This is a genomic window from Amycolatopsis sp. cmx-4-61 (genome assembly GCF_046548775.1).
GTDB lineage: Bacteria > Actinomycetota > Actinomycetes > Mycobacteriales > Pseudonocardiaceae > Amycolatopsis.
Window position 1 is genome coordinate 13610 of record NZ_JAEBEI010000013.1, and the last position, 12766, is coordinate 26375.

Consider the following 12766-nt stretch of genomic DNA (forward strand, 5'->3'; position numbering starts at 1 on the left):
GCCGCGTGCCCCTGCCCCGTTTCCCCGTCCCCCTCTGCGAGGATGCCGGACGTGACCGGCGTACTTTCCCCCAGGAGCCTGAACCGTCTGCTCGATGGCCTCGACCCCGAGCAGCGCGCCGCCGCCAGTGCCCCACGGGGGCCGGTCTGCGTGCTGGCCGGCGCCGGCACGGGCAAGACCCGGACGATCACCCACCGGATCGCCCACCTCGTCCGGTCGGGGCACGTTTCCGCCGGTCAGGTCCTCGCCGTCACGTTCACGACGCGCGCGGCGGGGGAGATGCGGACGCGGCTGCGCGGCCTCGGCGTCGAAGCGGCGCAGGCGCTGACCTTCCACGCCGCCGCCCGCCGCCAGCTGCGTTACTTCTGGCCGCGCGTGGTCGGCGACCGGCCGTGGGACCTGCTGGAGAACAAGCTGCGGTACGTCGGCCAGGCCGCGAACCGGGCCAAGCTCGGCACCGAGGTCGAGGTCCTGCGTGACCTGGCGAGCGAGATCGAGTGGGCGAAGGCGTCGCTGATCAGCCCGGACGACTACCCGGCCGTCACCGCGCGCGCCCAGCGCGACATCCCCGCCCCGGCGGCGCAGGTCGCCGAGGTCTACCGGAACTACGAAGAGCTGAAGAACGCCGCGCAGGTGCTCGACTTCGACGACCTGCTGCTGCACACGACGGCGGTGCTCGAGGAGCACGGCGTCGTCGCCGAGGAGTTCCGGGACCGCTACCGCTGCTTCGTCGTCGACGAGTACCAGGACGTCACGCCGCTGCAGCAGCGCCTGCTCGACGCGTGGCTCGGCGGCCGCGACGACCTGACCGTCGTCGGTGACGCGAACCAGACCATCTACTCCTTCGGCGGCGCGTCGCCGCGGCCGCTGCTGGAGTTCACCCGGCGCTACCCGGACGCCACGGTCGTGCGCCTCGAGCGCGACTACCGGTCGACGCCCGAGGTCGTCGCGCTGGCGAACCGGGTGATCGGCGCCGCGCGGGGCCGTCCGGCGGGCTCTCGGCTGAAGCTGATCGGCCAGCGGCCCTCGGGGCCGGAGCCGCGGTTCGCCGAGTTCGACGACGAGGCGGTCGAGGCCGGCGCCGTCGCCCGTCGCGTGCGCGAGCTGCTCGACGGCGGCGTTTCGGCGAGCGAGATCGCCATCCTCTACCGGATCAACGCGCAGTCGGAGGCCTACGAGTCGGCGCTGGCCGACGCCGGCGTCCCGTACCTGGTCCGCGGCGGCGAGCGGTTCTTCAACCGGACCGAGGTCCGGCAGGCGATGTCCGCACTGCGGGCGGCGAGCGGCGACGGCAGCTCAGACCTGGTCACGACGGTGCGTTCGGTGCTCGCGCGGGTCGGCCTCACCGAGTCCCCGCCCGCCGGTGGCGCGGCGAAGGAACGCTGGGACGCGCTCCTGGCGATCGTCGAACTGGCCGAAGAGCTCGCCTCGACGGTCTCCGACGCGGACCTGCCGCGCTTCTGCGCCGAGCTCGACCAGCGCGCCGCGGCCCAGCACCCGCCGACGGTCGAGGGCGTGACGCTGGCGTCACTGCACGCGGCGAAGGGCCTGGAGTGGGACGCGGTGTTCCTCGTCGGCCTCGCCGAGGGCACGATGCCGATCCTGCACGCCGGCGACGACGAAGCCGCGATCGAGGAGGAACGGCGGCTGTTCTACGTCGGCGTCACCCGGGCCCGCGAGCACCTGTGGCTGTCCTGGGCGCTGGCCCGCACGCCGGGCGCGCGGCGCAACCGGCGGCGCAGCCGATTCCTCTACGGCCTGGTCCCGGAGGACCACCCGGCGGCCAGGGTCGCGCGGTCCCAGCAGAAGCCGGCGACGCCGGTGAAGACGCGCTGCCGCGTGTGCGGCGGGCCGCTGCTGGAGACCCTCGACGTCAAGCTGGGCCGCTGCGGGCGCTGCCCGTCCACTGTGGATGAAGACCTGCTGGAGCGGCTGAAGTCGTGGCGCGGCGACCGGGCGCGCGAGCTCAAGGTGCCGGCCTTCGTCGTGTTCACGGACGCGACGCTGATGGCCATCGCCGAGCAGCGGCCGGCCGACGAGGCGGCACTGGTGTCGATCTCCGGCATCGGCGCGACGAAGCTCGAGCGCTTCGGCTCGGGGATCCTCGGCGTCGTCCGGGCGTCGACGCAGACTTGACCGCGTCCGAACCATGATCGACGCGGCGAACCCGCTGCTCAGGGGCGATCTTCGTAACTTCGAGGATTTTCCCGTTAATTGAGTTGCCCCCGTGTGGTGCGGGGCAATAACCTGCCAGTACCGAGCCCGAAGGGCTCGACTGGGGATCTACGAGAAGCGCCGTCCAGCGGCCGCGTGTGCAGAGTACAGAAGGAGGTGCCGGTGAAATGACCATCAACATGACGCTCACGAACCCGGGCACCCGTCTGTCCTGCGCCGCGGAAGTTGCGGCTGCTCAGCGCCCGGGCACTGGTGTGTCCGTGAGCGCGAACGAGATCCGTGGCATGCGGCACGCCTCGCGCGTCGAGCGTCGTTGGGCCACCGGTGTCGTCGTCTTCGGGACGCAGGGCGTGCTCGCCGCGTACCCGCAGGCCGATCTGCCGACCATCAAGCAGTTCCGTGTTCCGTTGTCGATACGGGAGCGAAGTTCCTGACCCAGTCAGGACACTGAGGCTCACGAAGGCCGCGGAACCGGATAACCCGGATCCGCGGCCTTCGTGTTTTTGGCTGCACAACCCAAGAGGAACCAGCGTTGCCCAGCTCCAGCACCCAACCGAAAACCCGTACGACACAAGGAGGAACCACCATGTCTTCGGCCATCGCCTACACCTCGGGTGAGGCAATATTCGCCGACCTGCTCGACCCGATCGCCGTCCCCGACGTCGCGCTGCCCTGCCGTTCGGGCGACGCGGACCTGTGGTTCGCGGAGTCCCCGGCCGAGCTCGAGCGCGCGAAGGCGCAGTGCGCGGACTGCCCGGTCCGCGAGGCCTGCCTGGCCGGTGCGCTGGCCCGCCGCGAGCCGTGGGGCGTTTGGGGCGGCGAGATCTTCGAGCGCGGCGCGGTGATCGCGCGCAAGCGGCCCCGCGGCCGCCCGCGCAAGAACGCAGCGGTCGAGCCCGCCGCGGCCAAGGCCGCCGGCGATCACCGGAGCGCCGCCGCATGAGCGTCGAACCGGTCACCACGAGGGATTACGAAGCCCATCCCCGCAGCGAAGAGCTGCAGCTGACGAAGACCGAGATCGAGGAGATCAGCGAGATGTTGCTTTACGAAGAACTGTCCAGAGCCCGAATACGGGACTTGGAGGAGGGAGTCCGCGCCCAGCGGTCCCGAGGCGGCGCACGCGCTGCCCGCCGCTGGTCGCGGGTGGCTCGGTGGGCCGCGCGCCGAGCGGAGCGGTACCAGGAGCAGAGGTGAGTGCCGGCCCCTGCCGCCCCTTCGGGGGTGGCGGGGGCCTGCGCGTTGTGCGGGACGCTTCGGCGTGGCGTAGGCGGGCGGCGCGCCCGGATTCGCGATGTGCCCGCCGGACGGGGTCGCTCCGCGGGGTGCCCTGATGATGCCGCGGTCGCGCGCGGTGGTGCCCGTGAATGGTCAGGCCGTGTCGAGCCGTGCGCGGTGGCGCCGGTCCGGCCGACGGGCGCGACCGCGCGGGGCGTTCGCGAGTCGCCTGGGCGCTGCAGCGGCGCCCGGGGTCGAGCTGCCGCGGCTGCTGGGGTGCGTGCGCGAACCGGGTTGCATGCTGTGCCGCTGGGGTGGGGCCGGGAGCCTGGGTCTCCTTCGAGGGGTGGTCCTCCTTCGTGGCGGTTGCGGGTGGGGGGCTGGTGTTGAATGGGGTGATGTCCGGACACAGCCACCACGACATCGACTGGGCGGAGCGCCTGGCCCAGCTGCGGATGGCCGATGCCCTCGATGCCGAGGCGCTCGAACCCGTGGCCCGGCGACTCGTCGGGTCCGTTCGGGGGCCGGCGACCGTGGTCGATGTCGGGTGTGGGGCCGGGGGGATGAGCGTGCTCTTCGCGCGTGAGCTGGCCCGGGGCGGTGGGGGCACCGTTGTGCTCGTCGACGCCACGCCGACCCTGCTGGCCGAGGCCGAACGGGCCGTCGGCGAGGCGGCCGGCGACTCCGTCGCCGTTGTCGGCCTGCTCGGGGATCTCACCGATCCCGCGCTGGCCGTGCCCGCCGCTGAGCTCGTGTGGGCGTCCGGCGTCGTGCACCACGTCGGTGATCAGCAAGCCGCGCTGCGGACGCTGGCCGGGCTGCTGCGCCCCGGTGGGGTGCTCGCCGTCGCCGAGGGCGGGCTGGAGATGCGGTGCCTGCCGTGGGAGCTGGGCGTCGGGCGGCCCGGGCTCGAGCAGCGGCTGCTGGCCGCCCGGGCCTCGTGGTTCGAACGGATGCGTGCCGGGATCCCGGGCAGCGTCGGCATGCCCTACGGCTGGCCCCGCGCGCTCCGCGAGGCCGGCCTCGCGGACGTCGAGTCGTTCGGTGCGCTCATCGATCACCCCATGCCGGGCTCGGACCTCCTGCGTGAATACGTCGTGCACCGCGTCGGGTGGCTGGCGGAGTCGGCCGGGGAGTGGCTCGACGCCGACGACCTCGCCGCGGCCGCCGCGCTGACCGACCCGCAGAGCCCGGACTTCCTCGGCCACCGGGACGACCTGTACCTGTTCGGCGCCAAGGCGATCCACTGTGGACGGTTGCGGTGAGCGCGCCGGAGCCGGTCGTGTGCACCCGCTGCGGCCGGAGCCGCGCGGCCGACGACGATCCCGCTACGGCGCTCGCGTGGGTGGCCAGTCGCGAGCGGGGCGCTCTGCGGTGGCTTTGCCCGGTCTGCGCGCGGCAGCATGTGCGGGACATCGAGGGGAAGTTGCCTGACGAGTACTGGTGATACGGCCTCCTGGGTGGTGGTCGTGTCGGGGGTGGCGGGCGTCAGGCGGCGCCTCCGAGCGGTGCCTGCGGACCGCGCGGACGTGGGGCGGGGTGCCTTGACGCTTCGCCGACGGCACGACGGTCCGGCTACGGCGCTCGCGTGGGTGGCCAGCCGGGAGCGGGGCGCTCTGCGGTGGCTTTGCCCGGTCTGCGCGCGGCAGCACGTTCGGGACATCGAGGGCAAGCTGCCTGACGAGTACTGGTGATCAATTCGGCCTCCTGAGTGGTGGTCGTGCCGGGGTGGAGGTGCCGGTGGGACCGGGCGTCCTGAGTCGTAGGGGGAGTGGGTAGACGTCAGGCGGCGCCTCCGAACGGTGCCTGCGGGACCGCTCGGACCTTGGGGCGGGGTGTCCTGGACGCTTCGCCGAACGCCCGGGCCAGCTCTCGTGCCACCTCCTGCGGAACCTGGCGCAGCTGCCTGACCGTGCAGCGGACCAGGACGATGCCCGTCGCGGCCAGGGCCAAGTGGGTGAAGCCGCCGCCGGTGCCCGGGGCGCAGCGGTAGCGCCAGGCCAGGCCGAACTCGTCCCACCACGCGTCGGCCTCGCCCAACCTGCGGCCGCGGCGGTCGCAGATCGTCTGGTCCCAGCTCGGCGGGGGCAGGTGGGCCAGGTCCAGTACCCGGGCCGCCAGGCCGTGGGCCCGGATCGGCCCCTCCTCGATCTCGCGGAGCACCTTGCGGACCGCCGCCGTGCCGCGCTGGGGGCCCGCTTCGAGCTCCGCCAGGAGCTCCCGCCGGTCACACAGGCCCCAGTAGAGCGGCAGGGTCAGCAACTGGCGGACGCGGGCCACGTCGGGCTCGCACCGGGCCAGGTCCAGCGCCGCCCGGGCCGGTGGGGCGAACGGCAGCCCGTCGACCTGGAGCGGCTCCGGTAATCGCGCCGTCCGCGCCAGGCGGACCCCCTCGGCTGCCACCACCCGGCACTGGCTGGGCACCAACAGGCGGATGTCGCCCGCCACCCGGTACTTCACGCCGTGGGCCCGCAGCGCGTCGGCGCCGGTGATCACCACCCCGGGCCCGTACCGCACGAGCGCGGCCTGCAGCAGCTCCTGCCGCGTCGGAGCGGTGTTGCGGAGCAGGACGACCCCGGGGTGCAGGCGGCGCCACGGCCCTCCCGGGCCGCAGAGCCGCCTCGTTCTTCGGTCGGACACCCCGGCCCGGCGCAACTGTTCGAGGTCCATCACCTCGCAGCCGCCGGGATTACCAAGTGCGAGCGGGTCAGTGCTTTGCGTAGCAGTCATACTCCGAGCATGGCGGCTCGGCCAACCGGGTGGAACCCCCGCCACCGCGGCTGTGGACAACTTCGCCGGATCCGCCCGTTCGTGGCGCCGCCTGTGGACAACTCAGGCGGCGAACCCCGGCTGCCAGCGCTCCACGATGCCGCGGGCCGGGATCTCCGCGTCGAGCTGGCAGAGGATGCCCGTCGACCCCGCCGTCACCCGGTGGATCATCAGGTACTCGGGCGGCAGGTTGAGGGAGCGCCCGACCCGGAAGTCGTTGCCGCGGCTGTCGCCCACCCGTCCGGCCTGCTTCTGCATCCAGCGGCGGGTGAAGTGGAACGTCGGCGCCGCCAGCGGCTCGGTGAACGGCGCGAGGTAGGCGAGGACCTCCTCGGCCTTGAGGTCGCTGTCCGGCCGGATGAACCGGTTTTCGCGCAGCAGGCGCATCAGCTCGGCGGACTCGCCGTCGAGGGCCAGCCTCGTCATCTCGCCCAGGTGGCGGGGGATGCCGTCGGGCAGCCGGGCCACGCCACCGAAGTCGATGACGCACAGCCGGTCGTCGTCGGTGATCATGAAGTTGCCCGGGTGCGGGTCCGAGTGCAGCAGGTGGACGCGCTCCGGTGACGAGTAGTGGAACTCCGCGAGCAGCCGGCCCGCCAGGTTCCGGGTCTCGCGGTCGCCGTCCGCGATCACCTTCGACAACGGCGTGCCGCTCGCCCACTCCGTCACGACGACCTTCGGCGCGCTGGCCACCACCCGCGGCACCAGGATGCCGGGATCGCCGTCGAAGGCCTTCGCGAAGGCGCGCTGGTGCTGGGCCTCGGCCTGGTAGTCGAGCTCCTCGTTCATCCGCTCGGCGAGCTCCGCCAGCAGCGGCTTGACCTCGGTGCCGGGCACGAAGGCCTGGAACAGCCGGCTGAACCGCTGCAGCTGCCGCAGGTCGCTGCGCAGGGCTTCGTCGGCGCCGGGGTACTGCACCTTGACCGCGACCGCGCGGCCGTCGTGCCAGACCGCGCGGTGCACCTGGCCGATGCTCGCGGCCGCCGCCGGTTCGTCGTCGAACGACGAGAACCGGCTGGCCCAGGTGCGGCCCAGCTGCTCGGCGAGCACCCGGTGGGTCTGCCGGACCGGCATCGGCGGCGCGGCGGCCTGCAGCTTCGTCAGCGCCTCGCGGTACGGCTTCGCCATGTCGTCCGGCACCGCCGCTTCGAACACGCTCAGCGCCTGGCCGAACTTCATCGCCCCGCCCTTGAGCGTGCCGAGCACCTCGAACAGCTGCTCGGCGGCCTTCGCCGACAGCGTTGCGTTCACCTGTTCCGCGCTCTGGCCCGCGAGCCTCTTGCCCCAGCCGCCGACGGCCCGGCCGGCGATGCCGAGCGGGAGACTGGCGAGCTTGGCGGTACGGGCGGCACCCTTGCGCGGCATCGCGGTGTCACGATCGGCTGGGTCGCGGAAGTCGGTCACAAGGGCGATTCTGCCCTGCGGCCTCGGCGGCGCGCAGCCTGCGAGCGACGTCTTCGTGGACTACGTCTCCAGGATCACCTCCCGGGCGCCGCACCGGCACCGGGGGTGCGGCGGCCAGCGACGGCGGCGGATGCGGCCGTCGAAGGCGTCGATTTCGAGGGTGGCGTTCCACGCCGGCGGCGGCGCGGCGCTGGGGGAGAGCAGCCGCATGGCCTGGGCGACCGCCAGTGATGCGCAGGACTGGACCGCGCCGAGATCGGGCCGCTGGTGCCGGCCGGCGAGCTGTCCGGCGACGCGCGGCCAGCACGGGTCGAGCTCCGTCCGGTGCAGGTCGGCGCAGCGCAGGCACGAGCTGCGGCCCGGGATGACGAGCGGCCCGACGATGCCCGTGCCGTCGCGCACGCGCGCCGCGAGGTGCGGGACGCCGTCTTCCACCAGTTCGGCGACGACCTCCGGGGCGGGTACGACGGCGTCGGTGAGCAGGGCGAGGTCCGGGTACCGGTCGTGCAGGCGGGTGACGCGGACCTCGGGATCGACCCGCCGGAGCAGGTCGGCGAGGGCTTGCCGCCGGGGACGGCCGAGGTCGGCGTCGGTGAGGCCCGAGCCGAGGTCGTGCTCGGTCACCGCCCCGGGCACCTGCAGCTCGACGTGCCCGACGCCGGCGTTGGCCAGGAGCACGGCGGCCGCCACCGCCACCCGGCCGTCGCCGCACACCGAGACCGCGGCGGCGCGCCGCCGTTCGGCCATGGTCGGCTGGTGGTGCCTCGCCCGCAGCGACCAGAGGCCGGGCTCGCCGCGGAAGCCCGGGCCGTCGGGCCGGCCGGCGTCGGTGACCAGGCCGAGCGCGGTCAGCTGCCGCAGCAGGGTCCGCAGCTGGTCGCGGTGTTCGCTCTCCGCGAGCAGGAGCCGCTCGACGTGCTTGGTGCCGTCGAGCGCGCGCAGCCGCGCGGCGAGGTGCGGGGAGAGGTTTTCGACGATCACGCCGTGCCGCGGGTCGAGGCCGATCTGGATCTCGCGCGGGCCGCGTTCGAGCACGGTGAGGCCCGGGAGCAGGGCGGGGTGGTCCGGCAGGAGGACCGGTGGCATGTCCGCGGTGTCGAGGATCATGTCCGCAGCATCGCACCCGGTGCCGGCCGGAAGGCCCGGGAAGCCGCCGGAGCGGCCGAGTTGTCCACAAGTGGAACCGCCTGTGGACAACTCGGGTCTGTGACCTCAAGGCGCTCGGAGTTGTCGGTGCCTGGCCGTACCGTTGTCGGGTGGTCGAAGCACGGATGCCCTCACTGAGAGGCCGGGGGGAAGCGAACCCCTCGTCGGACACACCCGGACACAAGGTCGAAGTGCGGCGCAGCCAGCGCCGGCACCGGACGGTCACCGCGTATTGGAACGACGACACGCTCGTCGTGCTCATCCCCGCGCGGATGACCAGGGCGGAGGAGAAACACTGGGTCGCCGAGATGGAGCGCAAACTGCAGCGCTCGGAGCCACGTCGGCCGGCGTCCCCGAAGACGTCGGACGAAGCCCTGCTGGCGCGCTGCGCGCTGCTGTCGGGCAAGTACCTGGGCGGCACCGCGGTGCCGGCGAGCGTCCGCTGGGTGCCGCCGATGCGCACGCGGTGGGCGTCCTGCACGCCGGTCGACGCGACCATCCGGGTCAGCGAACGGCTGCGCAAGGTCCCGCCGTGGGTGCTGGACTACGTCCTGGTGCACGAGCTGGCGCACCTGCGGGAGCCGGGGCACGACGCGGCTTTCTGGGCGCTGGTGCAGCGGTACCCGAAGACCGAACGGGCCATCGGGTACCTGGAGGGACTGTCGGCCGCGGCCGGCTGGGGGATCTCCACCGAGGACTGAGCGGGTGAGCGGCCGGGGCGACCCGCGGTGGTGGGTCGCCCCGGCCGCCTCCGGGGATCCCGGGGGCCGGAAAGCAGAAGGCCGGTGACCCGCTCTCGCGGGGCACCGGCCTTCCGGAACTCGGCTCAGGACTGCTTGCCGCCCTCTTCGGACGGCGGCTCGTCCTTCTCGGGAGACTCAGCAGCCTCGGAAGACCCAGCAGCCTCCGAAGACCCGGCAGCCTCCGCACGCTCGGCCTGCTCCGTGCGCTCCAGCTCGGCCATCGGGTCCAGGTCGTCGATCGACCCCGCTTCGCCCACCCGGTCCGCGAAGTCGATCGGCTCGTCCAGGTCCTCGGCCGTCGGCATCAGGTCCGGGTGCGACCAGAGGCCGTCGCGCTTCTCGAGGCCGTGGCGGTCGCCCACCAGCTTCCACAGGGAGGAGGCCGCGCGCATGCGACGCGGCCGCAGCTCCAGGCCGACCAGCGTGGCGAACGTCTGCTCCGCCGGCCCGCCCGTGGCGCGGCGGCGGCGCAGCGTCTCGCGCAGCGCCTCCGCTCCCGGGAGGCGGTCGCCGACCGCTTCGGCCACCACCACGTCCACCCAGCCCTCGACCAGGGCGAGCAGCGTCTCCAGGCGGTTCAGCGCCGCCTTCTGCTCCTCGGTCGTCTGGGGCTCCAGCAGACCCGAGGACATCGCCTCTTCGATGCTCGCCGGGTTCGCCGGGTCGATCCGGCCGGCCAGGGACTCCAGGGCCGACGTGTCGACCGTGATGCCGTGGGCGAACTCCTCGACCGTCGCCAGCAGCCGCTGGCGCAGCCACGGCACGTGCGTGAACAGGCGCTGGTGCGCGGCCTCGCGCGCGGCCAGGAACACCAGGATCTCGCTGTTCGGCAGCTCCAGGCCCTCGGCGAACTTCTCGATGTTCGCCGGCAGCAGCGCCGACGTGCCCGCGGGAGCCAGCGGCAGGCCGATCTCCGACGACGTCAGCATCTCCGAGGCCAGCTGGGCCAGCGCGTTGCCGAGCTGGGAGCCGAAGGCCATCCCGCCCATCTGCCCCATCATCTGCAGCAGCGGACCGGCGGCCTGCTTGGCCTCCTCCGGCAGCGCTTCCATCCAGGCACCCGAGACGCGCCGGGCCACCGGGTCGCACAGCCGCTGCCACGTCGGGAGCGTCTTCTCGACCCAGGACCGCGGGGACCAGGCGACCGTCGACGTCGCGCCCGCCGGGTACACCGTCGCCGCGTCGAGCCACAGCTCCGCCAGGTGGGCCGCGTCGCGGACCGCCGCGTTCGCGTCGTCCCCGCCGCGGAAGCCGAGCTTGCTCTCGCCGGTGTTGCCTTCGCTGCCGAGGGTCTGCAGGGCGATCTGCTTGGCGAGGTCGTAGTTCACCGGCCCGCTGGAGGTGCCGGCCTGGCTGAGCATCTGGCCCAGCTGGCTCAGCATCTGCCCGAGCTGGTTGAAGGCCTCGGCGCCGGACTGCTGCCCGCCTTCCGAGGGGTCGTTCTCACCTCGTTTGTCGGGATCGGAAGGTCCGAAGCCGAACGGGGGTTTGCTCATGTGTCCACCGTACGCGGGTCGGCGGCCCCCGAGCGCGTCAACCGGGCCCATGAGCGTGGCCTTCACCGGGAAGCGAACGCGGTCACCGTACGCTGTCGGGCGTGACCAAGTCCTCCGAGGAGACCGCCCCCGCGCAGCGCACCGAGGAACCGGCGCCGGAGCCGGCCGGCGAGGCCCGCCGGATGACCCGCCGTGGCTGGACACTGGTGGTCAGCGGCTCGCTGTTCCTGATCTTCGTGGTGCTCGGCTCGGTCGTGCCGGTGCCGTTCGTGGCGATCGGCCCGGGCCCGACCTACGACACGCTCGGTCGCGACGCGGCGGGCAACCCGGTCATCCAGGTCACCGGTCACGACACCGTCCAGACCACCGGCGAGCTGCGGATGACGACCGTCTCGCTGCACGACGGCGTCACCCTCTTCCAGGGCCTCGGCTTCTGGGCCAGCGGCCGGTACGCGCTCGCGCCGCGCGAGGACTACTTCAAGCCGGGCGAGACGAACGAGCAGGTCAAGCAGGAGAACATCCAGCAGCTGCAGGACTCGCAGACCAACGCCCAGGTCGCCGCCCTCCGCAAGCTCGGCTACCCGATCAAGGTGCTGGCGAAGCAGATCGTCTCCGGCAGCCCCGCCGACCACGTGCTCTCGCCGGGCGACAAGCTGATCACCGTCAACGGCAAGAAGATCGTCGAGGCCGCCGACGTGCGGGCCGCGCTCGCCGGCACCCTGCCCGGCCAGACCGTGCAGATCACCTTCCAGTCCGACGGCCAGCCCGAGCGGACCGTGCCGCTCACCCTCGCCGCGCGCCCCGACCGCAAGGAGGGCTTCATCGGCCTCACCGCGGTCGACCGCGCCGACGCGCCGTTCACGGTCAACATCTCCCTGCAGGACGTCGGCGGCCCGTCCGCCGGGCTGATGTTCACCCTCGCCATCATCGACCGCCTGCAGCCCGGCGACCTCGCGAGCGGGCGGCACATCGCCGGCACCGGCGAGATCACCGAGACCGGCGAGGTCGGCCCGATCGGGGGGATCTCGTTCAAGGTCGTCGGCGCTCGCGAAGCGGGCGCCACCGACTTCCTGGTGCCCGACCACAACTGCGCCGAGGCCAAGACCACCGCGCCCGCCGGCCTCAACCTCATCAAGGTGTCCACACTGGACGACGCGCTTGCCCAGCTGGCCAACCTGAAGGCGGGACGCCCGACGGCCGCCTGCTAGGGCAGCAGCGTGGCCTTCAGCGCTTCGACCAGGTTCGGTGCCAGGTCCGGGCTTTCCACGATCTCGTCCATCGTCTCGTCGGTGCCGATCCCGCGCAGCCGCATCACGCAGGAGCCTTCGCCGTCGCGCAGGACGGCCGCGACCAGGCGCGCCTCCGTGCGCTGCGGGTGGTCGGCGGCCGCGCGGCGGAGGCTCTCGGCGTCCGCCTCGGCGACGTCCGGCAGCTCCGACTCCGAACCCGGCGGCAGCACGATGATCTCCTGGGCCAGCGCGCACCCGATGACCAGGTCCGGCCAGGCGATCCGGCCCAGCGCCTCGGCCAGGTCGCCCTCGGGCAGCGCCTCCTGGGCCACCGGCGTCAGGGGGTTCGTCCGGTCGAGCTGCCCGGCCAGCTCCGGCTGCTCGTCCAGCAGCGCCGCCGTCGGCACCAGCGCGAACAGCTGCGGCGGCTGGTCCCAGCCGCCCGCGGCCATGAACTCCTCGATCTCACGGGCGAGCGCGGCCACGCCGGCCTGTCGCGCTTCGTTCGCTGCCATGCGCCCATCGTGTCAGGTCGGCCGCCGCGGCGACGCCGCGAGTCCGGTTTGGGCGGGTCCCGGGAACTTCACCG

At 73.2% G+C, this 12766-nt stretch carries 13 protein-coding genes; 8 read left to right on the forward strand and 5 right to left on the reverse strand.

Annotated elements, in window-relative coordinates; genetic code table 11:
- Nucleotides 1–42 precede the first annotated feature (42 nt).
- From ACLJOU_RS30335 to ACLJOU_RS30360, 6 genes are all read left to right on the forward strand, one after another.
- The gene (locus tag ACLJOU_RS30335; protein WP_410572067.1) at nucleotides 43–2136 is read left to right on the forward strand and encodes an ATP-dependent DNA helicase UvrD2; all 2094 of its coding nucleotides are present in this window, start codon (nucleotides 43–45) and stop codon (nucleotides 2134–2136) included.
- A gap of 206 nt (nucleotides 2137–2342) precedes the next feature.
- Complete coding sequence (locus ACLJOU_RS30340) at nucleotides 2343–2609, forward strand: hypothetical protein (protein WP_410572069.1); 267 nt, start codon at nucleotides 2343–2345, stop codon at nucleotides 2607–2609.
- 152 nt (nucleotides 2610–2761) lie between these two features.
- Nucleotides 2762–3118, forward strand: coding sequence for a WhiB family transcriptional regulator (locus ACLJOU_RS30345; protein ID WP_410572071.1), 357 nt, complete (start codon nucleotides 2762–2764; stop codon nucleotides 3116–3118).
- Nucleotides 3115–3369, forward strand: a complete 255-nt coding sequence (locus ACLJOU_RS30350; RefSeq protein WP_410572072.1) for a hypothetical protein — start codon at nucleotides 3115–3117, stop codon at nucleotides 3367–3369. The genes ACLJOU_RS30345 and ACLJOU_RS30350 overlap by 4 nt, the downstream gene beginning before the upstream one ends.
- Nucleotides 3370–3788: 419 nt before the next feature.
- The gene (locus ACLJOU_RS30355) at nucleotides 3789–4655 is read left to right on the forward strand and encodes a class I SAM-dependent methyltransferase (protein WP_410572074.1); all 867 of its coding nucleotides are present in this window, start codon (nucleotides 3789–3791) and stop codon (nucleotides 4653–4655) included.
- Nucleotides 4652–4837 (forward strand): hypothetical protein, encoded by a 186-nt coding sequence (locus ACLJOU_RS30360; protein ID WP_410572076.1) that lies wholly within the window; start codon nucleotides 4652–4654, stop codon nucleotides 4835–4837. Before ACLJOU_RS30355 ends, ACLJOU_RS30360 begins: the two co-directional genes overlap by 4 nt.
- Nucleotides 4838–5172: 335 nt before the next feature.
- Here the strand turns inward: ACLJOU_RS30360 and ACLJOU_RS30365 are convergent, their stop codons facing one another.
- The 3 genes from ACLJOU_RS30365 to ACLJOU_RS30375 form a co-directional block, all read right to left on the reverse strand.
- Nucleotides 5173–6060 carry a hypothetical protein gene (locus tag ACLJOU_RS30365; protein WP_410572078.1) on the reverse strand — a complete coding sequence of 296 codons (888 nt, stop codon included), beginning with the start codon at nucleotides 6058–6060 and terminating at the stop codon, nucleotides 5173–5175.
- A gap of 162 nt (nucleotides 6061–6222) precedes the next feature.
- Nucleotides 6223–7563, reverse strand: coding sequence for an ABC1 kinase family protein (locus ACLJOU_RS30370; protein WP_410572080.1), 1341 nt, complete (start codon nucleotides 7561–7563; stop codon nucleotides 6223–6225).
- 60 nt (nucleotides 7564–7623) lie between these two features.
- Nucleotides 7624–8670, reverse strand: coding sequence for a ThiF family adenylyltransferase (locus ACLJOU_RS30375; RefSeq protein WP_410572082.1), 1047 nt, complete (start codon nucleotides 8668–8670; stop codon nucleotides 7624–7626).
- Nucleotides 8671–8900: 230 nt separating this feature from the next.
- Here ACLJOU_RS30375 and ACLJOU_RS30380 point away from each other — a divergent pair, with 230 nt between their 5' ends.
- Nucleotides 8901–9410, forward strand: a complete 510-nt coding sequence (locus ACLJOU_RS30380; RefSeq protein ID WP_013223146.1) for a M48 family metallopeptidase — start codon at nucleotides 8901–8903, stop codon at nucleotides 9408–9410.
- Between the two features lie 125 nt (nucleotides 9411–9535).
- On the opposite strand, the gene ACLJOU_RS30385 is transcribed toward ACLJOU_RS30380, so the two are convergent.
- Nucleotides 9536–10948: a zinc-dependent metalloprotease gene (locus tag ACLJOU_RS30385; RefSeq protein WP_410572084.1), complete on the reverse strand. Its 1413-nt coding sequence runs from the start codon at nucleotides 10946–10948 to the stop codon at nucleotides 9536–9538.
- 203 nt (nucleotides 10949–11151) lie between these two features.
- On the opposite strand from ACLJOU_RS30385, the gene ACLJOU_RS30390 reads away from it, so the two are divergent.
- Nucleotides 11152–12156, forward strand: coding sequence for a PDZ domain-containing protein (locus ACLJOU_RS30390; RefSeq protein ID WP_410572486.1), 1005 nt, complete (start codon nucleotides 11152–11154; stop codon nucleotides 12154–12156).
- Here ACLJOU_RS30390 and ACLJOU_RS30395 read toward each other — a convergent pair.
- Nucleotides 12153–12692: a PPA1309 family protein gene (locus ACLJOU_RS30395; RefSeq protein ID WP_410572085.1), complete on the reverse strand. Its 540-nt coding sequence runs from the start codon at nucleotides 12690–12692 to the stop codon at nucleotides 12153–12155. The two genes, ACLJOU_RS30390 and ACLJOU_RS30395, sit on opposite strands and share 4 nt — an antisense overlap.
- Between the last annotated feature and the right edge of the window lie 74 nt (nucleotides 12693–12766).